General features: G+C 54.0%; 21 protein-coding genes. 20 read left to right on the top strand and 1 reads right to left on the bottom strand.

The window, feature by feature from the left end:
- The first annotated feature begins 113 nt into the window (after positions 1-113).
- The 4 genes from pxpB to nei are packed head-to-tail and all read left to right on the top strand — an operon-like array spanning position 114 to position 3,259.
- Positions 114-770: a 5-oxoprolinase subunit PxpB gene (gene pxpB, locus HOY33_RS08860; RefSeq protein ID WP_172289843.1), complete on the top strand. Its 657-nt coding sequence runs from the start codon at positions 114-116 to the stop codon at positions 768-770.
- On the top strand, positions 764-1,693 hold the full coding sequence (pxpC, locus tag HOY33_RS08865; protein ID WP_172289844.1) for a 5-oxoprolinase subunit PxpC: 930 nt from the start codon (positions 764-766) through the stop codon (positions 1,691-1,693). The genes pxpB and pxpC overlap by 7 nt, the downstream gene beginning before the upstream one ends.
- Positions 1,683-2,420 carry a 5-oxoprolinase subunit PxpA gene (gene pxpA / locus HOY33_RS08870; RefSeq protein ID WP_172289845.1) on the top strand — a complete coding sequence of 246 codons (738 nt, stop codon included), beginning with the start codon at positions 1,683-1,685 and terminating at the stop codon, positions 2,418-2,420. Before pxpC ends, pxpA begins: the two co-directional genes overlap by 11 nt.
- Positions 2,421-2,464: 44 nt before the next feature.
- On the top strand, positions 2,465-3,259 hold the full coding sequence (gene nei / locus HOY33_RS08875) for an endonuclease VIII (protein WP_172289846.1): 795 nt from the start codon (positions 2,465-2,467) through the stop codon (positions 3,257-3,259).
- A gap of 149 nt (positions 3,260-3,408) precedes the next feature.
- Here the strand turns inward: nei and HOY33_RS08880 are convergent, their stop codons facing one another.
- A complete protein-coding gene (locus tag HOY33_RS08880; protein ID WP_172289847.1) occupies positions 3,409-4,695 on the bottom strand; it encodes a citrate synthase in 1,287 nt (428 codons plus the stop codon).
- Positions 4,696-5,343: 648 nt separating this feature from the next.
- Between HOY33_RS08880 and sdhC the strand changes: the two genes are divergently transcribed.
- From sdhC to tolA, 16 genes are all read left to right on the top strand, one after another.
- On the top strand, positions 5,344-5,733 hold the full coding sequence (gene sdhC / locus HOY33_RS08885; RefSeq protein ID WP_172289848.1) for a succinate dehydrogenase cytochrome b556 subunit: 390 nt from the start codon (positions 5,344-5,346) through the stop codon (positions 5,731-5,733).
- Entirely contained in the window at positions 5,727-6,074 is a 348-nt protein-coding gene (gene sdhD / locus HOY33_RS08890; protein WP_172289849.1) for a succinate dehydrogenase membrane anchor subunit, read from the top strand. The genes sdhC and sdhD overlap by 7 nt, the downstream gene beginning before the upstream one ends.
- Positions 6,074-7,840 carry a succinate dehydrogenase flavoprotein subunit gene (gene sdhA / locus HOY33_RS08895; RefSeq protein WP_172289850.1) on the top strand — a complete coding sequence of 589 codons (1,767 nt, stop codon included), beginning with the start codon at positions 6,074-6,076 and terminating at the stop codon, positions 7,838-7,840. Before sdhD ends, sdhA begins: the two co-directional genes overlap by 1 nt.
- A gap of 16 nt (positions 7,841-7,856) precedes the next feature.
- On the top strand, positions 7,857-8,573 hold the full coding sequence (locus HOY33_RS08900; RefSeq protein ID WP_172289851.1) for a succinate dehydrogenase iron-sulfur subunit: 717 nt from the start codon (positions 7,857-7,859) through the stop codon (positions 8,571-8,573).
- 267 nt (positions 8,574-8,840) lie between these two features.
- The gene (gene sucA / locus HOY33_RS08905) at positions 8,841-11,648 is read left to right on the top strand and encodes a 2-oxoglutarate dehydrogenase E1 component (RefSeq protein WP_172289852.1); all 2,808 of its coding nucleotides are present in this window, start codon (positions 8,841-8,843) and stop codon (positions 11,646-11,648) included.
- A 15-nt stretch (positions 11,649-11,663) separates the two neighbouring features.
- A complete protein-coding gene (gene odhB / locus HOY33_RS08910) occupies positions 11,664-12,902 on the top strand; it encodes a 2-oxoglutarate dehydrogenase complex dihydrolipoyllysine-residue succinyltransferase (protein ID WP_172289853.1) in 1,239 nt (412 codons plus the stop codon).
- 131 nt (positions 12,903-13,033) lie between these two features.
- Entirely contained in the window at positions 13,034-14,200 is a 1,167-nt protein-coding gene (gene sucC, locus HOY33_RS08915; protein WP_172289854.1) for an ADP-forming succinate--CoA ligase subunit beta, read from the top strand.
- A complete protein-coding gene (sucD, locus tag HOY33_RS08920; protein ID WP_172289855.1) occupies positions 14,200-15,072 on the top strand; it encodes a succinate--CoA ligase subunit alpha in 873 nt (290 codons plus the stop codon). Before sucC ends, sucD begins: the two co-directional genes overlap by 1 nt.
- A gap of 738 nt (positions 15,073-15,810) precedes the next feature.
- The gene (gene cydA / locus HOY33_RS08925) at positions 15,811-17,379 is read left to right on the top strand and encodes a cytochrome ubiquinol oxidase subunit I (RefSeq protein ID WP_172289856.1); all 1,569 of its coding nucleotides are present in this window, start codon (positions 15,811-15,813) and stop codon (positions 17,377-17,379) included.
- A 13-nt stretch (positions 17,380-17,392) separates the two neighbouring features.
- Entirely contained in the window at positions 17,393-18,532 is a 1,140-nt protein-coding gene (gene cydB / locus HOY33_RS08930; protein ID WP_172289857.1) for a cytochrome d ubiquinol oxidase subunit II, read from the top strand.
- 16 nt (positions 18,533-18,548) lie between these two features.
- Positions 18,549-18,665, top strand: coding sequence for a cytochrome bd-I oxidase subunit CydX (cydX, locus tag HOY33_RS08935; RefSeq protein WP_172289858.1), 117 nt, complete (start codon positions 18,549-18,551; stop codon positions 18,663-18,665).
- Complete coding sequence (ybgE, locus tag HOY33_RS08940) at positions 18,662-18,955, top strand: cyd operon protein YbgE (protein ID WP_172289859.1); 294 nt, start codon at positions 18,662-18,664, stop codon at positions 18,953-18,955. Before cydX ends, ybgE begins: the two co-directional genes overlap by 4 nt.
- Positions 18,956-19,088: 133 nt before the next feature.
- Positions 19,089-19,493 (top strand): tol-pal system-associated acyl-CoA thioesterase, encoded by a 405-nt coding sequence (ybgC, locus tag HOY33_RS08945; RefSeq protein WP_172289860.1) that lies wholly within the window; start codon positions 19,089-19,091, stop codon positions 19,491-19,493.
- Positions 19,490-20,176, top strand: a complete 687-nt coding sequence (gene tolQ, locus HOY33_RS08950; protein ID WP_172289861.1) for a Tol-Pal system protein TolQ — start codon at positions 19,490-19,492, stop codon at positions 20,174-20,176. Before ybgC ends, tolQ begins: the two co-directional genes overlap by 4 nt.
- Before the next feature lie 12 nt (positions 20,177-20,188).
- On the top strand, positions 20,189-20,614 hold the full coding sequence (gene tolR, locus HOY33_RS08955) for a colicin uptake protein TolR (RefSeq protein WP_172289862.1): 426 nt from the start codon (positions 20,189-20,191) through the stop codon (positions 20,612-20,614).
- A 56-nt stretch (positions 20,615-20,670) separates the two neighbouring features.
- Positions 20,671-21,804, top strand: a complete 1,134-nt coding sequence (gene tolA, locus HOY33_RS08960; protein WP_172289863.1) for a cell envelope integrity protein TolA — start codon at positions 20,671-20,673, stop codon at positions 21,802-21,804.
- Positions 21,805-21,846 lie beyond the last annotated feature (42 nt).

The following is a 21,846-nucleotide window of genomic DNA, read 5'->3' on the forward strand; positions in this document are numbered from 1 at the left end:
TTAAAGGCATAGGATTAAAAACGGCAAAAAACAGCATAAAAAGTCATTTTGGTATCTTTCTTGCTTTCCCCATAATCATAGGAAAGGCACACAACGCGATTCAGGAGAAAAGATTGCAACGGGCACGATGTTATCTGCTGGGCGAGAAGACCGTGGTTCTGGAGCTGGAACCGCCAATGACACTGCAAAGTCAGCAGCGCATCTGGGGGCTGGCCGAGCGTTTGAACCACCATGAAGCGGTGCAGGAAGCGATTCCCGGCATGAATAACCTGACGGTTTTTCTGGCGCAGCCGCAACAGGTTGCGTTGGAGGCCATTGAGCGGCTGCAACGTTGGTGGGAAGAGAGCGAGTCATTGGTATTCGATCCCCGTGACATTGATATCCCGGTGGTGTACGGCGGCGAGTCGGGGCCTGATTTGGCGTGGGTGGCCGATCACTGCAATATGACGGAAAAGCAGGTGGTGGAAGCGCATGCTTCCGCCCGCTATATCGTCTATTTTCTTGGCTTTCAGCCGGGGTTTGCCTATTTGGGCGGGTTGGATGAAAAATTGCACGCTCCACGCCGGGCCGATCCCCGCCTGAAGGTCGCCGCCGGATCGGTCGGCATCGGCGGCGCCCAGACCGGTATCTACCCGTTATCCACGCCAGGCGGCTGGCAATTGATTGGCCGCACCTCGCTGACCTTATTTAATCCACAGAGTATGCCGCCAACCTTGCTGCGCCCCGGCGATAATGTTCGCTTTCTGCCGCAGAAGGAGGGCATATGCTGAAGATTATTCATGCCGGGCTGTACACCTCGGTACAGGATACCGGGCGGTTCGGCTTTCGCCGTCTGGGCATCAGTCAGTCCGGCGCGCTTGATATTCCCGCGCTGAAAATGGCCAATCTGCTGGTGGGGAACGCGGAGAATAGCGCGGCGTTGGAAATCACGCTGGGAAATTTCGTCGCCACCTTTACTTCGCCTTGCTGGGTCGCGCTGACCGGGGCGGACTGCCATGCCGTGCTGGATGGTAAACCGCTGTGGACCGGCTGGCGTTTCGCGGTGGAAGCCGGGCAAACATTAAAAATGCATTTACCGCGTCACGGTATGCGCAGCTATCTGGCGTTCTCCGGCGGCATTGAGGTGCTGGAAGCGTTAGGGTCGCGCAGTACCGATCTAAAGGCGGGTTTTGGCGGCTTTGCCGGGCGTTTGCTGAAGGATGGCGATGAGCTTTTGCTGGGAGCCGCGTCCCGATTGCCGGCCAGGGAAACCGGGGTTAAGCAACTGCTGTTCGGAAATCGCGTACGGGCCTTGCCGGGGCCGGAGTATCAGGAGTTCAGCGAAGAGGCGCGGGAGGCATTCTGGCGTACGCCCTGGCACCTCAGCCCGCAAAGCAACCGGATGGGCTATCGTCTGCAAGGGCCGGAACTGCAACGAACGACGTTGCGTGAAATGCCGTCGCACGGTTTGTTGCCGGGAGTGGTGCAGGTGCCGCATAGCGGTCAGCCGATTGTGCTGCTGGCCGATGCGCAAACCACGGGCGGCTATCCGCGTATCGCCTGCGTGATCGACGCCGATTTGTATCATCTGGCGCAAATCCGTCTGGGTGAACCGGTGCATTTTATCCGTTGTACGCTGGCGGAGGCTCAACAGGCGGCGCAGGAACAGCGGCGTTATCTGGAACAACTGGCGTGGAGGCTACATGGTTATTGATCTGAATGCCGACCTGGGCGAAGGCGGCGAGAATGATGAAGCGTTGTTGAAATTGGTCAGTTCGGCGAATATAGCCTGTGGATTTCATGCCGGAGACGCACAGACTATGCGGCAGTCGGTGCGTTGGGGCATCGACTATGGCGTGGCGATTGGCGCCCACCCGAGCTTTCCCGATCGTGAAAATTTTGGCCGCAAAGAGATGCAGTTGCCCGCGGAGACGGTGTTTGCGCAGATGGTGTACCAGATTGGCGCGCTGACCGCGATAGCGGCGTCCGAAGGGGGAAAGCTGGTTCACGTCAAGCCACATGGCATGCTCTACAATCAGGCCGCCCGCGAGCCGGCATTGGCGGATGCCATCGCCCGCGCGGTGAAAGTGATTAATCCGGCCCTGCGGCTGGTGGGATTGGCCGGCAGCGAGTTGATTCGGGCCGGACAGCGTTTAGGCTTGATGACCCGGCAGGAAGTGTTTGCCGATCGGTGTTATTTGCCTGACGGTTCTCTGGTGCCGCGTAAACAGTCAGGGGCGCTGATTAACAGCGACGATCTCGCACTGGCCCAAACGTTGGAAATGATTCAGCGTCAGCGTGTGCGCGCCAGTGATGGTTCCTGGGTGAACGTACAGGCGGACACGGTCTGCATACATGGCGACAGTCCGCATGCGCTGACCTTCGCGCGTAAGTTACGTAACTGTTTTTCCCAGCATCAGATTACCGTTGCCGCGGCATGAACGTCGCTGAAAGCCAATGTTGAGCAATAATTACGGAGCAATCGATGCCGGAAGGACCTGAAATCCGCCGTGCGGCAGATATGCTGACGGCGGCGGTCGTCGGAAAGCCGTTGACCCGCGTTTGGTTCGCGTTCCCTGAATTGAAGCCGTATGAGGCGGCGTTGACCGGGCAACGGATCGAGCGGATCGTGACGCGTGGAAAAGCCCTGTTGACCTATTTCACCAATGGTCTGGTGCTTTACAGTCATAACCAGTTATATGGCGTATGGCGAGTGGCAGGTGCGGACGAGACGCCGGAAACGAAACGCGATCTGCGCGTCAGACTGGCAACGGCGGAGCGGGCCGCTCTGCTCTACAGCGCGTCTGACATTGAGATGCTGACGGTGGACGCGCTCTCCTCGCACCCGTTTTTGCAGCGCATCGGGCCTGATGTATTGGATCTCTCGCTGACGGCCGAGCAGGTCGGCGAACGGTTATTATCGCCGCGTTTTCGCCGCCGTCGGTTCAGCGGGTTATTGCTCGACCAGTCTTTTCTCGCCGGTCTGGGAAACTACCTCAGGGTCGAGATCCTCTGGCAGGCGCAACTGGCTCCACAGCATTGCGCGCAGGATTTGAGCAGTGAACAACGGCAAATTTTGAGTCAGGCGCTGCTTGATATCCCGCGTTTATCCTATAACACCCGTGGTGCTGTAGTAGATGAAAATCGGCATCACGGCGCCGTTTTTTCTCTCAAGGTGTTCCATCGTGGAGGTGAAGCCTGCGTGCGGTGCGGGCATATCATCGAGAAAACCATGCTGGCGGCGCGCCCGTTTTACTGGTGTCCCGGCTGTCAGAAATAAAGAAAAGGGCAAGCCTGGCGTGTAGGGTTTCCAACTTTTCCCTGACAGGACAGGGGAGGGAGAAACTCAGCGTTAGCTCCCCCGTCTAAAACCGATGCCCAAGTTTAGGGATTCAGTTCAGTCGGGGGAGCTGGGAGGGAGCGACCCGGTTAGCTGTTTTCCAGATTGGATTTAAAATCACGTTTGTCGTAGCCGGTGTACAACTGGCGCGGACGCGCGATTTTAATCCCGTCGTCATGCATTTCATTCCAGTGCGCAATCCAGCCCACGGTTCGCGCCATCGCGAAAATCACGGTGAACATGGAAGATGGAATGCCCATCGCTTTCAAAATGATGCCTGAGTAGAAATCGACGTTGGGATACAGTTTTTTCTCAATAAAGTACGGGTCGTTCAGCGCGATGTTTTCCAGCTCCATGGCGACTTCCAGCAAATCATCTTTTCGGCCCAATTCCCTCAGCACTTCGTGGCAGGTTTCACGCATCACGGTGGCGCGCGGGTCATGATTTTTATAAACCCGGTGGCCGAAGCCCATCAGACGGAAAGAGTCATTTTTGTCTTTGGCGCGTTCGATAAAGGCGGGGATATGCTCAACCGAGCTGATTTCTTCCAGCATACGTAAACAGGCTTCGTTCGCGCCGCCGTGCGCAGGGCCCCACAGCGAGGCGATCCCCGCGGCGATACAGGCGAACGGGTTGGCGCCGGAAGAGCCGGCGGTACGCACGGTTGACGTCGAGGCATTCTGTTCGTGATCGGCATGCAGGATCAGAATACGATCCATCGCCCGTTCCAACACCGGATTCACCACATATTCCTCACAAGGCGTGGAGAACATCATGTGCAGGAAATTACCGGCATAGGAAAGATTATTTCTTGGATAAACAAACGGTTGGCCGAGCGAATATTTGTAACACATCGCGGCGACGGTCGGCATTTTAGACAGCAGGCGATAAGCGGCGATTTCGCGGTGGCGCTCGATGCTGATATCCAACGAGTCATGGTAGAACGCGGCCAGCGCGCCGGTAACGCCGCACAGCACCGCCATCGGGTGTGAGTCACGACGGAAGCCGTGGAACAGGCGGGTGATCTGTTCATGAATCATGGTGTGCCGCGTCACCGTGGTTTTAAAGGTGTCGTATTGCTCTTGCGTCGGCACTTCGCCAAACAGCAGAATGTAGCAGACTTCAAGATAGTTGGATTTCTCCGCCAACTGCGCGATAGGGAATCCACGGTGTAATAAAACCCCTTCATCGCCGTCGATATAGGTGATTTTTGATTCGCAGGACGCAGTGGACGTAAAACCGGGATCAAAAGTGAAATAGCCTTTGGAACCCAGAGAACGAATGTCGATTTCATCATGCCCCAACGTGCCGGACAGTACGTCAAGTTCAATAGGTTCTTTACCATCTAGAGTAAGCGTCGCTTTTTTATCAGCCATTTATATTCTCCTTAGCGCTTTAATTTTAAAATTTTCCACCGAAGAAATACCGTACATACCTGTATCACCGGATGTGAATGATAAGTTGGCGAAACTCTGTAGCGACACATCTGTCAGTAGGGTACAGAGCAGGGTCATGAAACCCGGCCAGCCACATCCCGGATGGATACACCGTTCTCCAGATAATTAACCATTCCCTGAATTAATCATAGCCATTACCTATGACTTTTACGCGGATTCTCACCTTCACTGTTACATAAGTTATGCCGGCGGGAAAGTGTAACCGCTGAGCTTTAACACATCATAGGGAATTTAACGGCGTAGTTGTAATTTAAATGTTGAGTTTTTGTCAAATTAGATAATTGATTTTAGCTGAATTGTGAAATTCGTGACCTAAATCACTATTCAAGGGAAATGTTTCCAAACGGTTTGTGTGGGAATTGTAATAAGAATGTGAAGCACCTATACTTCGGCCAGGTCTCCGGAATACCCTGCAGTAGGAGCACCCAGTATGAATGGATCATGCGCTGTTTAGACACCGGAATGTCGATGTTTGAGCGCGTACCGTAAAACCGGCTTCAGGTTTTCGACATTTATGCTGTCTGACCTCAATTCAGGTCCGGAGGAAGATAAAATAATAAAAGCTGTGTGGGCAAATCCGTGAAAAAACAAAGACCTGTTAATCTGGATCTACAGACGATCCGGTTTCCCGTTACTGCGATAGCTTCTATTCTTCACCGCGTCTCCGGCGTTATCACTTTTGTCGCCGTCGGTATTTTACTGTGGCTGTTAGGACGTTCTCTTTCTTCTGAGGATGGCTTTCTACAGGTTGCAGCAATGATGGACGGTTTCATCGTGAAATTTATCGTTTGGGGCATCCTTACCGCGTTGGCCTATCATATAGTAGGTGGCTTACGCCATCTAATGATGGATTTTGGCTATATAGAAGAAGATCTTATTGCCGGTAAACGTTCTGCAACTCTCTCTTTTATCATTTCCGTCGTGCTTTCATTTCTGGCTGGAGTCCTCGTATGGTAAGCAATGCTTCTGCATTAGGACGCAATGGCGTACAAGATTGGTTACTGATCCGCGCTTCCGCCATCGTCATCGTGCTGTATGTGATTTATCTGCTCGGCTTTATTATCGCGGCCGACGATATCACCTATCAAGTCTGGCGTGGCTTCTTCGCTATGCCCCTCACCAAGGTATTTACGCTACTGACGTTATTTTCCATCCTGGTACATGCATGGATAGGGATGTGGCAAGTGCTGACCGACTACATTAAACCGCTGGCCTTACGCCTGACTTTACAGTTGGCGATTGTGGTCGCGCTGTTGGTGTACGTCATTTATGGAACGATAGTGGTGTGGGGGGTGTAATGAATTTGCCAATTAGAGAATTTGATGCTGTTGTGGTCGGCGCGGGTGGCGCAGGTATGCGCGCCGCGCTGCAAATATCCCAGATGGGCCTCTCCTGCGCCCTGTTATCCAAAGTTTTTCCAACCCGTTCCCATACCGTGTCCGCACAGGGGGGTATTACCGTGGCGCTGGGTAATACCCATGAAGACAACTGGGAATGGCATATGTATGACACCGTGAAAGGTTCCGACTATATCGGCGATCAGGACGCGATTGAATATATGTGTAAAACCGGCCCGGAAGCGGTTCTGGAGCTGGAACATATGGGATTGCCGTTTTCCCGGCTGGACGATGGCCGCATCTATCAGCGTCCTTTTGGCGGACAGTCCAGAAATTTTGGCGGCGAACAGGCGGCCCGTACCGCGGCGGCGGCCGACCGTACCGGTCATGCTTTGCTGCATACGCTCTATCAGCAGAACCTGAAAAACCATACCACCATCTTCTCCGAATGGTATGCGCTCGATCTGGTTAAAAATCAGGATGGCGCGGTGGTGGGCTGTACCGCTATCTGTATCGAAACCGGCGAAGTGGTCTATTTCAAAGCGCGGGCCACCATACTGGCGACCGGCGGCGCGGGCCGTATCTATCAGTCCACCACCAATGCGCACATCAATACCGGCGACGGCGTCGGCATGGCGTTGCGCGCCGGCGTACCGGTGCAGGATATGGAGATGTGGCAATTCCATCCCACCGGTATCGCCGGGGCCGGGGTGCTGGTGACCGAGGGCTGCCGCGGCGAAGGCGGTTATCTGTTGAATAAGCATGGCGAACGTTTTATGGAGCGTTACGCGCCGAACGCCAAAGATTTGGCCGGTCGCGACGTGGTCGCCCGCTCTATTATGATCGAAATCCGCGAAGGGCGCGGTTGTGAAGGGCCGTGGGGGCCGCACGCCAAGCTGAAGCTGGATCACCTGGGTAAAGAGGTGTTGGAGTCACGTCTGCCGGGCATCCTGGAACTGTCCCGTACCTTTGCCCACGTTGATCCGGTTAAAGAGCCGATTCCGGTTATTCCAACCTGTCATTACATGATGGGCGGCATCCCGACCCGCGTCAGCGGACAGGCGCTGACGGTCAACGAAAAAGGCGAAGATGTGCCGATCCCCGGCCTGTTTGCCGTCGGCGAGATCGCCTGTGTATCGGTTCACGGCGCCAACCGTCTGGGCGGCAACTCGTTGCTCGATCTGGTGGTATTCGGTCGTTCGGCCGGGATGCATTTGCAGGAATCGCTGGACGAGCAGGGCGTCAGTCGTGACGCCAGCGAGTCGGATATCGAGGCCTCGCTCGATCGCCTGAATCGTTGGAACAACACCCCCTCGGGTGAAGATCCGGTGGAAATCCGTAAGGCGCTTCAGGCCTGCATGCAAAACAACTTCTCGGTATTCCGCGAAGGGGATGCAATGGCGAAAGGACTGGAAGAATTGAAGGTGATTCGCGAACGGCTGAAAAACGCCCGTCTGGACGATCGCTCCACTGAATTCAATACCCAGCGTGTGGAATGCCTGGAACTGGAGAACCTGATGGAAACGGCGTATGCGACCGCGGTTTCCGCCAATTTCCGTACCGAAAGCCGTGGGGCGCATAGCCGTTTCGACTATCCTGAGCGTGACGATGAAAACTGGTTATGTCATTCGTTGTATCTGCCGCAAACCGATAGCATGACGCGCCGTAAGGTAAACATGCAGCCTAAACTGCGCCCGGCCTTCCCGCCGAAAGTGCGTACTTATTGACCGCGGAGATCGATTGATGAAACTTGAATTTTCCATTTATCGCTATAACCCGGATGCCGATGATGCGCCGCGGATGCAGGACTACCAGTTGGATGCGGAGGAGGGGCGCGACATGATGTTGCTGGATGCCCTGATTCTGCTGAAAGAACAGGACCCAACGTTGTCATTTCGCCGTTCGTGCCGCGAGGGGGTTTGCGGTTCAGACGGTGTTAACATGAACGGTAAAAACGGGCTGGCCTGCATCACGCCGATTTCAGCGCTGCGGCGCGGAAACGGCAAAATTGTCGTCCGCCCCCTGCCTGGATTGCCGGTTGTGCGTGATTTGGTAGTGGACATGGGGCAATTCTATGCCCAATATGAGAAAATAAAACCTTACCTGTTGAATAATGGGAAGAATCCACCGGCGCGCGAGCATCTGCAATCACCGGAGCAACGGGCGAAACTGGATGGGTTGTATGAATGCATCATGTGCGCCTGTTGTTCAACGTCTTGTCCGTCGTTCTGGTGGAACCCGGATAAGTTTGTCGGCCCTGCGGGCCTGTTGGCCGCATACCGCTTCCTGATTGACAGCCGCGATACGGAAACCAAGCCGCGCCTGGACAATCTGGACGATGCTTTCAGCGTATTCCGCTGTCACAGCATTATGAATTGCGTCAGTGTTTGTCCGAAAGGGCTTAACCCGACGCGGGCGATTGGTCATATTAAATCCATGTTGCTACAGCGTAATGGGTAACCAGACGGCCGTGACGGAACAGGTGATGTAGTAAAGACCGGCATATCCCCCGGAAGCCGCCAAGCTCCGGGGGATGGCAGGAAACCTTTAAAAACCGGCTTACGCGTCAGAAGCGGTTTTTAAAGGTTCCTTAAAAGGTAGTGGATGCCTTGACAGCGCGTACGGATGTACGGCAAGCGAACCGTTTTTACGGCAACCGATTTTATACGGCACGATTGACATGTTAACCACGGCGAAAACTGAAGCTTATTAGCTTAAGGGATCATAATGCAGAACGGCGCAATGAAGGCCTGGCTGGATTCCTCCTATCTGGCGGGCGCGAACCAGTCCTACATAGAGCAGCTCTATGAAGATTTTTTAACTGACCCGGATTCTATCGATCTCAGCTGGCGCTCGATCTTCCAGCAGTTGCCAACGGCTGGGATCAAACCGGATCAATTTCATTCCAAGACACGGGAATATTTTCGCCGTCTGGCGAAAGATTCTTCACGTCACACCTCGTCGATTACCGATCCTGATAGTGATGCGAAGCAGGTTAAGGTATTGCAGTTGATCAATGCTTTCCGTTTCCGCGGTCACCAGCAGGCCAATCTCGATCCCTTGAATTTACGCACTCAGATCCCGGTGCCCGAACTAGATCTCGATTATCACAATCTGACGCAGGATGATTTGCAGGAAACCTTTAACGTGGGGTCGTTTGCCATCGGCAAGGACACCATGCAACTGGGTGAACTGTATCAAGCGCTGAAACAGACCTACTGTGGGCCGATCGGGGCGGAATACATGCACATCACCAATACGGAAGAAAAACGCTGGATCCAGCACCGTATTGAGTCCGTGATGGGGCAGCCGTCCTTTAGCGCCGATGAGAAAAAACGTTTCCTGAAAGAGCTGACCGCGGCGGAAGGGCTGGAGCGTTATCTCGGCGCGAAATTCCCCGGCGCCAAGCGTTTCTCGCTGGAAGGGGGCGATGCATTAGTGCCGATGCTGAAAGAGATGGTTCATCATGCGGGCAATAACGGCACGCGTGAAGTGGTGCTGGGCATGGCGCACCGGGGCCGTCTGAATGTGCTGATTAACGTGTTGGGGAAAAAGCCGCAGGATTTGTTTGATGAGTTCGCCGGCAAGCATAAAGAGCATTTGGGCACCGGTGATGTGAAATACCATCAGGGGTTCTCCTCGGATCTGGAAACGGAGGGCGGGCTGGTGCATCTGGCGCTGGCCTTCAACCCTTCGCATCTGGAGATTGTCAGTCCGGTGGTGACCGGTTCGGTGCGCGCGCGGCTCGACCGGCTGGATAATCCGGTCGGTACGCTGGTTCTGCCGGTTACCATTCATGGGGACGCGGCCATCAGCGGACAGGGCGTGGTGCAGGAAACGCTGAACATGTCCAAAGTGCGCGGTTATGAAGTGGGCGGAACGTTGCGTATCGTGATTAACAACCGCATCGGTTTCACCACCTCGAACCTGCTGGATATCCGTTCCACGGAATACTGTACGGATATCGGTAAAATGGTTCAGGCGCCTATTTTCCACGTTAATTCGGACGATCCGGAAGCGGTGGCCTTTGTTACCCGTCTGGCGCTGGATTTCCGTAATACCTTTAAGCGCGATGTGTTTATCGATCTGATTTGCTACCGTCGGCACGGCCATAACGAAGCGGATGAGCCGAGCGCCACTCAGCCGATGATGTACCAGAAAATCAAAAAGCATCCGACGCCGCGTAAAGTGTATGCGGATCGCCTGGAACAGCAACAGGTGGTCACGTTGGAAGACGCCACCGAGATGGTCAATCTGTATCGCGATGCGCTGGATGACGGGGAATGCGTGGTGGACGAGTGGCGCGAGATGGACATGCAGTCCTTCACCTGGTCGCCCTATCTGAATCACGAATGGGACGAACCCTACCCGAACAAGGTTGAAATGAAGCGCTTGCAGGAGCTTGCCAAACGCATCAGCGAAATTCCCGAGGCGATAGATATGCAGCCGCGGGTGGCCAAGGTGTATCACGATCGGGCGGAAATGGCCAACGGCAATAAGCCGTTTGACTGGGGCGGGGCGGAAATGCTGGCCTATGCCACGCTGGTTGATGACGGGATTTCGGTGCGCCTGTCAGGCGAAGACACCGGCCGCGGCACGTTCTTCCATCGCCATGCGGTGGTGCATAATCAGAAGAATGGTTCGGGGTATACGCCGCTCGAACATGTGCATAATGCGCAGGGCGAATTCAAAGTCTGGGACTCCGTGCTTTCCGAGGAAGCGGTATTGGCGTTTGAATACGGCTATGCGACGGCGGAGCCGCGCACGCTGACCATTTGGGAAGCGCAGTTTGGCGATTTCGCCAACGGCGCCCAGGTGGTCATCGATCAGTTCATCAGTTCTGGCGAGCAGAAGTGGGGCCGGATGTGTGGGCTGGTGATGCTGTTGCCGCACGGGTATGAAGGACAGGGGCCTGAGCACTCCTCGGCCAGGCTTGAACGTTATCTGCAATTGTGCGCCGAACAGAATATGCAGGTTTGTATTCCGTCCACGCCGGCCCAGGTTTATCACATGCTGCGCCGTCAGGCGTTGCGCGGCATGCGTCGTCCGTTGATTGTGATGTCGCCGAAATCGCTGTTGCGTCACCCGCTGGCTATTTCCTCTTTGGATGAACTGGCCAACGGTCATTTCCAGCCGGCGATCGGCGAGGTTGACGATCTGGATCCCAAGGCGATCAAGCGCGTCGTTCTCTGTTCCGGTAAGGTTTATTATGATCTGGTGGAACAGCGTCGTAAAAATGATCAAAAAGATGTGGCCGTGGTGCGTATCGAACAACTCTATCCTTTCCCGCACCAGGCGGTGCAGGCAGCGCTGGAGCCGTTCTCCCACGTACATGATTTCGTGTGGTGTCAGGAAGAGCCGCTGAACCAGGGGGCCTGGTATTGCAGCCAGCACCACTTCCGTGAAGTCATACCATTCGGGGCTTCTTTACGTTACGCCGGACGTCCAGCCTCCGCTTCACCCGCCGTTGGCTATTTGTCCGTACACCAGAAACAGCAGCAAGCTCTGGTTAATGACGCGCTGAACGTTGATTAAATAAAAGGATAGATAATGAGTAGCGTAGATATTCTCGTCCCTGACCTGCCTGAATCGGTAGCCGATGCAACCGTGGCTACCTGGCATAAAAAACCGGGCGATAGCGTCCAGCGTGATGAAGTGCTGGTCGAGATTGAAACCGACAAAGTCATCCTGGAAGTACCGGCGTCTGAAGCCGGTATTCTGGATGCGATTCTGGAAGATGAAGGCGCCACGGTAACCTCTCGTCAGGTGCTGGCCCGCCTGCGTCCGGGCGACAGTTCCGGCAAAGAAACCAGCGAGAAGTCTCAGAGTAAGGAGTCCACGCCGGCACAGCGCCATACGGCCGCGCTGGAAGAGGAAAATAACGATGCGCTCAGCCCGGCGATCCGCCGCCTGATTGCGGAACACGACCTGGATGCTTCCGCGATTAAAGGCAGCGGCGTCGGCGGGCGAATTACCCGCGAAGATGTCGAGAAACATCTGGCGGCGCGCAAGAAAGATGCCGGGAAAGAGGAAAAGCCCGCCGCGTCTCCCGCTCCGGCTACCGAGTCTGCCCCTGCTGCCCCTGGCGGCCGCAGCGAAAAACGCGTACCGATGACGCGCTTGCGTAAACGCGTGGCGGAGCGCTTGCTGGAAGCGAAAAACAGCACCGCGATGCTGACGACGTTTAATGAAGTCAACATGAAACCCATCATGGATTTGCGCAAGCAGTACGGCGAAGTGTTTGAGAAGCGCCACGGCATCCGGTTAGGCTTCATGTCTTTCTATATCAAGGCGGTGGTTGAGGCGCTGAAGCGCTTCCCGGAAGTGAATGCTTCCATTGATGGCGAAGACGTGGTTTACCACAGCTATTTTGATGTCAGTATTGCGGTGTCGACGCCGCGCGGTCTGGTTACGCCGGTTCTGCAAGATGCAGATAGGCTGGGCATGGCCGAGATCGAGAAGAAGATCAAAGAGTTGGCGCTGAAAGGTCGTGATGGTAAGTTGACCGTGGAAGAACTGACCGGGGGGAATTTCACTATTACCAACGGCGGCGTCTTTGGTTCGCTGATGTCCACCCCGATCATTAACCCACCGCAAAGCGCCATTCTGGGTATGCATGCGATTAAAGATCGTCCGATGGCGGTGGAAGGCCAGGTGGTCATTCTGCCGATGATGTATCTGGCGCTGTCCTACGATCATCGTCTGATTGACGGCCGTGAGTCCGTGGGCTTCCTGGTGACGATAAAAGAACTGCTGGAAGATCCCACGCGTTTGCTGTTGGATATCTGATCCATTGGGCGGTAAGCCATCGAATGCTTACCGCCCTTTATCTATGTATGTGCTATGCAGGCCGCCTTGTCGGCGGCGTTATCAATAAATATAAGATAGGCATATCTTTAAACCTGAATGGATAGAACATCATGAATCTACATGAGTATCAGGCAAAACAATTATTTGCTCGATATGGGTTACCGGCGCCGGTCGGCTTTGCCTGTACGACACCTCGCGAGGCGGAAGAAGCCGCATCGAAAATCGGTGTCGGCCCGTGGGTGGTGAAATGCCAGGTTCACGCGGGCGGACGCGGTAAAGCCGGCGGGGTAAAAGTCGTCGGCAATAAAGAGGATATCCGCGCATTCGCAGAAAGCTGGCTGGGTAAAAACCTAGTGACGTATCAAACGGATGCGCAAGGGCAGCCCGTTCATCAGATTCTGGTGGAGGCGGCCACCGACATTGACAAAGAACTCTATCTGGGCGCGGTGGTTGACCGCGGCAGTCGCCGGGTGGTGTTCATGGCGTCAACGGAAGGCGGCGTAGAGATTGAGAAAGTCGCGGAAGAAACGCCCGAGCTGATTTATAAAGCCGCGCTGGATCCGCTGACCGGGCCGCAGCCCTATCAGGGGCGCGAACTGGCCTTTAAATTAGGCTTAAGCGGCAAGCAGGTGGCGCAGTTCACCAAAATCTTCATGGGGCTGGCGACGATGTTCCTGGAGCGTGATTTGGCGCTGGTCGAGATCAATCCGCTGGTGATTACCAAACAGGGCGATTTGATTTGTCTGGACGGTAAATTGGCGGCCGACGGCAACGCCTTGTTCCGCCAGCCTGAACTGCGTGAAATGCGCGATCCGAGTCAGGAAGATTCCCGTGAAGCGCATGCCGCCCAATGGGAACTCAACTATGTGGCGCTGGACGGCAACATTGGCTGCATGGTGAACGGCGCCGGTCTGGCAATGGGCACCATGGATATCGTCAAACTACACGGCGGCGCACCGGCCAACTTCCTTGATGTGGGGGGCGGCGCAACCAAAGAGCGGGTGACGGAAGCGTTCAAAATCATCCTGTCCGACGACAAAGTCAACGCGGTGTTGGTCAATATTTTCGGCGGCATCGTGCGCTGCGATTTAATCGCCGACGGTATCATCGGCGCGGTTTCCGAAGTCGGCGTCAATGTACCGGTAGTCGTTCGCCTGGAAGGGAATAACGCCGAACTGGGCGCCAGAAAGCTGGCGGAGAGCGGCCTGAATATTATCGCGGCGACCAGCCTGACGGATGCGGCCCAGCAAGTTGTTGCGGCAGCGGGGGGTAAATAATGTCCATTCTGATCGATAAAAACACCAAAGTTATCTGCCAGGGTTTTACCGGTAGTCAGGGGACTTTTCACTCCGAGCAGGCGATTGCTTACGGTACGCAGATGGTGGGAGGCGTAACGCCGGGTAAAGGCGGTACGGAACATCTCGGTCTGCCGGTTTTCAATACGGTGCGTGAAGCCGTTGAAGCCACCGGGGCGACGGCTTCGGTGATCTATGTGCCGGCGCCGTTTTGTAAAGACTCTATTCTGGAAGCGATTGACGCCGGTATCGAGCTGATTATTTGTATTACGGAAGGTATCCCGACGCTGGATATGCTGACGGTCAAGGTCAGGCTGGATCAGAGCGGCGTACGGATGATCGGCCCGAACTGTCCGGGGGTTATTACGCCCGGCGAGTGTAAGATCGGCATCATGCCCGGTCACATCCATCTGCCGGGGAAAGTGGGTATTGTTTCCCGTTCCGGCACCCTGACGTATGAAGCGGTAAAACAGACCACCGATACCGGTTTGGGGCAATCGAGCTGTGTGGGCATCGGCGGCGATCCGATCCCCGGTTCCAACTTCATTGATATCCTGAAACTGTTTGAGCAGGATCCGCAGACTGAAGCGATTGTGATGATCGGTGAAATAGGCGGGACGGCGGAAGAAGAAGCCGCGGCCTATATCAAAGATCACGTGACGAAACCGGTGGTCAGCTACATTGCGGGCGTAACCGCGCCGAAAGGCAAGCGCATGGGGCACGCCGGGGCGATTATCGCCGGCGGTAAGGGCACCGCTGACGATAAGTTTGCCGCGCTGGAGGCGGCCGGGGTAAAAACGGTGCGCAGTCTGGCCGATATCGGCGAGGCGGTAAAATCCGTGCTTTCCCGCTGATGAGCGAATAACACAATCGTTATTAATGTAATGCTGTTAACGTTCGACATGTTTAGCCACCTCAGGGTGGCTTTTTTTATAGAGAAAAATTAATGTATTCAGCCAGTTCTAATGAGTAATGATTTTTGTTAATTTCATATAACAATACGCTAACAATAAAAATACTTAATTATGGTCTATAAACAAAGCACATGACTAAAAAGTGCAGGAATGGAACGGAAACGCATTCAGGATGAATAATCGATATTAAAGTGAAAAATATATTACCGGCTTGATTTTAATTTAAACTATAAAATCACATATATTTAACAATGCAGGTAAGTGTGAAATTAACGCAAACCATTAATTAACAAAAAGGAGTTAATTTGTTTTAGATCAAAATTCACCTATGGATATATTTTAAAAAATAAGCTTAAATTGCGCCAAATCAATTATTCAGAAACACCGGGTTTGCCGGTAAAATGATTTGCAACCAAAAACCCAATCCATGTCACGTAAAAACCTATTTATTGTAGGGGATTACAGGCGTAATATACTGATACTCTGTAGGATACGATACTGGCAATATTTGTGATTTTTCTTTGGCTTGCTGTTTGATTCGCCAATTTACCGGCGTTTGCTAAAGCCTGGGCTGAAGTAATTTAATGTTGTGTTCTTTTTGGGTGTTCACTGACGGGTGTTTAGCGGCTTGCGGGATCCTGCAAGCTAAAACCTTCCTGCGAGGAGCAAGGAGTCAAGATGTTTGATATAGTCGAACTGTCACGCTTACAGTTTGCCTTAACCGCGATGTACCATTTTCTATTCGTGCCATTAACGCTGGGGATGGCGTTTTTGCTGGCGATTATGGAAACGGTATATGTGCTGTCCGGCAAACAAATCTATAAAGATATGACTAAGTTCTGGGGCAAGTTATTTGCAATTAACTTTGCTCTGGGCGTCGCGACCGGGCTGACGATGGAGTTTCAGTTTGGTACCAACTGGTCATATTTCTCGCATTACGTCGGGGATATTTTTGGCGCGCCGCTGGCCATTGAAGGCCTGATGGCATTCTTCCTCGAATCTACCTTTGTTGGTCTGTTCTTCTTCGGCTGGGACCGATTGGGAAAAGTACAACACATGGCGGTTACCTGGCTCGTCGCGCTCGGCTCCAACTTCTCTGCGCTATGGATCCTGGTGGCCAACGGCTGGATGCAAAACCCTATCGCCTCTGATTTCAACTTTGAAACCATGCGTATGGAAATGGTGAGCTTTGCCGATCTGGTGTTGAACCCGGTTGCTCAGGTGAAATTCGTTCATACGGTCGCCGCGGGTTACTGTACCGGCGCGATGTTCATTCTGGGTATCAGCTCTTACTATCTGCTGAAAGGCCGTGATATCGCTTTCGCCAAACGTTCTTTTGCCATTGCCGCCAGCTTCGGCATGGCTTCCGTTTTATCCGTTATCGTCCTCGGCGATGAGTCCGGTTATGAAATGGGGGACGTACAGAAAACCAAACTCGCCGCCATCGAAGCTGAATGGGAAACCCAGCCTGCGCCGGCCTCCTTTACCCTGATTGGTTTGCCGAATCAGGATAATATGGAAAACAACTATGCCATCAGGATCCCGTATGTGCTGGGGCTGATTGCCACGCGTTCCACCGATAAACAAGTGACCGGCCTGAAAGAACTGATGGAAATGCATCAGGTGCGTATCCGTAATGGTATGAAGGCTTATCAATTGCTGGAAGAACTGCGTGCGGGCAACACCGATCCCGCCGTTAAAGAAGCCTTCAACCAGTCCAAGCAGGATCTGGGTTACGGTATGCTGCTGAAACGCTATACGCCAACCGTGTCCGATGCGACGGAAGCGCAGATTCAGCAGGCGACCAAAGATTCCATTCCACGCGTTGCGCCGCTGTATTTCTCTTTCCGTATCATGGTGGCGTGCGGCATTTTGATGCTGATTATCATCGGCCTGTCTTTCTGGACTGTGCTGCGTGGAAAAATCGGCGAGAAAAAATGGCTGCATCGCGCCGCGCTGTATGGCATCCCTCTGCCGTGGATTGCCGTAGAAGCGGGCTGGTTCGTCGCTGAGTATGGCCGTCAACCCTGGGCGATTGGTGAAATACTGCCGACCGCGGTCGCCACCTCATCATTGACGGCAGGGGATATCCTGTTCTCTATGGCGCTGATTTGCGGCCTGTATACGCTGTTCCTGGTCGCGGAAATGTATCTGATGTTCAAGTACGCGCGTCTGGGGCCAAGCAGCCTGAAAACAGGGCGTTACCACTTTGAACAGCCCATAGCGGTTGCGCAGGAAGCACGGTAAACAGGAGTCCACTATGTTCGAATATGAAGTATTGCGTTTTATCTGGTGGCTGTTGATTGGCATTCTGCTGATTGGTTTCGCCATCACCGATGGTTTTGACATGGGCGTGGGGGTGTTGGTTCGACTGATGGGCCGTGGCGACACGGAACGCCGGGTGATGATCAACAGTATCGCGCCGCATTGGGATGGAAACCAGGTGTGGCTGATCACCGCGGGCGGCGCGCTATTTGCCGCCTGGCCGATGGTGTATGCCGCTGCGTTTTCCGGTTTTTACATTGCGATGATTCTGGTATTGGCATCGTTGTTCTTCCGTCCCGTCGGTTTTGACTATCGTTCAAAAATCGAAAATCCGCGCTGGCGCGGCATGTGGGATTGGGGCATCTTCATCGGTAGCTTCGTTCCGCCGGTGGTGATCGGTGTGGCGTTCGGTAACCTGTTGCAGGGCGTGCCGTTCCATGTGGATGAATATCTGCGACTGTACTACACCGGAAACTTCTTCCAGCTTCTCAATCCGTTCGGCCTGCTGACGGGTATTGTCAGCCTGACGATGATTGTGGCGCAGGGGGCGACCTATCTGATGATGCGTACGACGGGCGATCTGCACGTGCGTACAAAATCGGCGGCGCAGATTTCTGCGCTGGTGATGATGGTGACGTTCGCGCTGGCGGGCGTGTGGGTGGTTTACGGCATTGATGGTTATGTGGTGACGTCGGTTATGAACACGGCGGCCGAGTCCAACCCGCTGCATAAAGAAGTCGCGCATCAGGCTGGCGCCTGGCTGATTAACTTCAACAATCATCCTGTGCTGTGGGCTATTCCGGCGTTGGGCGTGGTGCTGCCTTTGCTGACTATCGCCATGGCGCGGGCCGAGAAAGGCGCGTGGGCATTCCTGTTCTCCTCATTGACCATTGCCTGTGTGATTCTGACGGCCGGCGTTGCGATGTTCCCGTTCATCATGCCGTCTGTTACGGTGCCGAATGTCAGCCTGACCATGTGGGATGCGACCTCAAGCCTGTTGACCCTGAAAGTCATGACCATCGTCGCGATCATTTTCGTCCCGATTGTGCTTTCTTATACCGCGTGGTGTTACTACAAAATGTTCGGACGCATCACCAAAGAACATATTGAGCAAAACACTCATTCGATGTACTAAGTAAGGAGCTTAATTTATGTGGTATTTCGCTTGGATACTCGGAACGCTTCTTGCTTGTTCACTGGGGATTATTACCGCCCTGGCGCTTGAGCAGAGCGAGGCAAGCAAAGAGAGTGAAGATAAAACACAATGAGTGATTTGGTCGATAGACTCTATCGCCTGATGGATAAGAGCCCGTTACGGGCTCTTTCCCTGATCATGGCGCTGCTGGTGGCCGGCTGCGTTTTCTGGGATCCGTCGCGCTTTGCCGCGCGTACCAGCGAACTGGCGGTATGGCAGGGGTTTTTGCTGATTTGGGCGGTGTGCGCCGGCGTGGTTCACGGCGTTGGTTTTCGTCCTCGGCGGCTGCGCTGGCGCGCGTTTTTCGCGCCCCTTCCGGCCTTTGTGATCCTGGCCGCAGGTTTGTATTACTTCTTTCGCTAAAATAGCCCTCTATTCCATTTTGTTATGGGTTGCCTGCAACCCATAATTATTTTCTTTCCGCTGTTACAATCCATTCCAAACCTCATTTCTCTTGCGTATAGTAACGATGTTTAGTGCATTACCGGGATATAGAGTGAGTAATACGTTGTTCCGCTGGCCAGTTAGGGTCTATTTTGAAGACACTGATGCGGGTGGTGTTGTCTATCACGCGCGGTATGTCGCCTTTTATGAAAGGGCGAGAACCGAAATGTTGCGTGAGCGCAATTTTCACCAGCAAGCTTTAATGAGTGAGCATGTTGCTTTTGCTGTTCGCCGGATGACGGTGGAGTATCTTGCCCCGGCGCGCCTTGACGACCTGTTGGAAGTGCAAAGCGAGATCGTTTCGATCCGCGGCGCTTCGCTGACGTTCGCACAGCGCATTCTCAATTCACATGGTACCTTATTGAGCCATGCCGAAGTTTTGATCGCATGTATCGATCCATCTCAAATGAAGCCAATTGCGCTTCCTAAGTCTATTGTCGCGGAGTTTAAGCAGTGACTGACATGAACATTCTTGATTTGTTCCTGAAGGCAAGCCTTCTGGTCAAACTAATCATGCTGATTTTAATCTGTTTTTCCATTGCTTCCTGGGCGATTATCATTCAGCGAACCCGAATTCTGAATGCGGCGACGCGTGATGCGGAAGCGTTTGAGGATAAGTTCTGGTCCGGCATCGAGTTGTCCCGACTGTATCAGGAAAGCCAGACCCGCCGCGATAGCCTGACGGGTACGGAACAAATCTTCTATTCCGGTTTCAAAGAATTTGCCCGTTTGCACCGCGCCAACAATCATGCGCCGGAAGCCGTGGTGGAAGGGGCATCGCGCGCGATGCGTATTTCCATGAACCGTGAGCTGGAAACGCTGGAAACGCATATTCCGTTTCTGGGTACGGTAGGTTCCATCAGTCCGTATATCGGCCTGTTTGGCACCGTCTGGGGGATCATGCATGCCTTTATCGCGCTGGGCGCGGTGAAGCAGGCAACCTTGCAGATGGTGGCGCCGGGTATCGCTGAAGCCTTGATTGCCACGGCGATCGGTCTGTTCGCCGCTATCCCCGCGGTTATGGCGTATAACCGTCTTAATCAGCGCGTCAACAAGCTGGAGCAGAACTATGACAACTTTATGGAAGAGTTCATCGCCATCCTGCACCGTCAAGCTTTCTCCAGCGATAGCGGCAAATAATCAGGGGGCAGCATGGCACGAGTACGCAGAGGGCGTCGTGAACTGAAGTCCGAGATCAACATTGTTCCATTACTGGACGTCCTGCTGGTGTTGTTGCTGATTTTCATGGCCACCGCACCGATTATCACGCAGAGCGTCGAGGTTGATTTACCGGACGCGACGGATTCAAAAACGGTTTCCAGTAATGATAACCCGCCGATCATCGTCGAGGTTTCCGGCGTCGGGCAGTATAGCCTGGTGGTGGAGCAGAACCGGATGGAGCAGCTTCCGGCGGAACAGATTATTGCTGAAGCGCAGACGCGTCTGGCGGCAAACCCCAAAGCGGTGTTTTTGATTGGCGGTGCAAAAGATGTTCCTTATGATGAAATTATTAAAGCACTGAACCTGCTGCATCAGGCTGGGGTCAAATCCGTTGGGCTGATGACGCAACCAATCTGAATCAGCGCGATGTACATTGAGCATATTTCTGGCAACACTGTTTTTGGGAATCGATTGTGCTAAAAGCAACCGAACAAAACGACAAGCTGAAACGCGCCGTTATTATTTCGGTGGTTCTGCATGTCCTACTGATTGCTTTGCTGATCTGGAGCTCGTTTACGCAAACGATGGAAGCCAGCGGAGGCGGAGGCGGCTCGTCAATTGATGCCGTCATGGTCGATCCCAGCGCCGTTGCCGAGCAATACAACCGTCAGCAGCAACAGCAGACCGATGCTCAGCGTTCCGAACAGTTGCGTAAAAAACAGGCTGAGCAACAGGCGGAAGAACTACAGCAGAAGCAGGCGGCAGAGCAACAGCGGCTGAAAGAGCTGGAAAGAGAGCGTTTGCAGGCGCAGGAAGAGGCTAAACAGCAGGCGCAGGAACAGGAGCAGCAGCGTAAGCAGGCGGAAGCCGCCGCGCAACAGGCGAGAGAGCAGCAGAAGCAGGCCGAGGCCGCCGCGGCGAAAGCGAAAGCCGATGCGGAACAACAGGCGAAAGCCGCCGCTGATGCGAAGAGAAAAGCCGAACAAGAAATTCAACAGCAAGCCGCAGCGGCGGCCGCGAAGAAAAAAGCGGAAGAGGAAGCCAAAGCCGCTGCCGAGGCGGCGAAGCAGAAAGCGGCGGAAGCCGCCAAAGCAGAGGCGGCAAAAGCCGCTGAATTGGCAAAACAGAAAGCCGCGGCTGAGGCCGCAAAGAAAGCTGAAGCCGCCGCAGCGGCAAAAAAAGCGGCGGATGAGAAAAAGAGGGCGGCCGCGGAAGCGGCTAAACAGGAAAGCGCCGTTGATGATTTGCTGGGCGGACTGGCATCATCAAAAAATGCCCCCAGATCAGGCGGCGGCGCGCCGGCCGGCGTTGGAAACAACAAACAAAGCGGCGCGTCCGGCGCGGCGCTGGACAGCTACGGCAGTCAGGTTCGGGCGGCTATCCAAAGCAAGTTTTATGACTGGCAGCTCTATAAAGGACGAACCTGCACATTACGTATCAAACTTGCGCCAGATGGCTTGTTGATCGATGTGAATGCTGAAGGCGGCGATCCCGCATTGTGTCAGGCGGCGATTGCTGCGGCAAGGCAAGCCAGAATTCCGAGACCGCCAAGTACGGATGTTTATGAGGCTTTCAAAAATGCACCGATAGACTTTAAACCGCAGTAATCCGGGCTGTTTACCGATATGGGTTTAAGATTATTACTATGG

The organism is Brenneria sp. hezel4-2-4 (assembly GCF_013155275.1).
Lineage (GTDB): Bacteria > Pseudomonadota > Gammaproteobacteria > Enterobacterales > Enterobacteriaceae > Brenneria.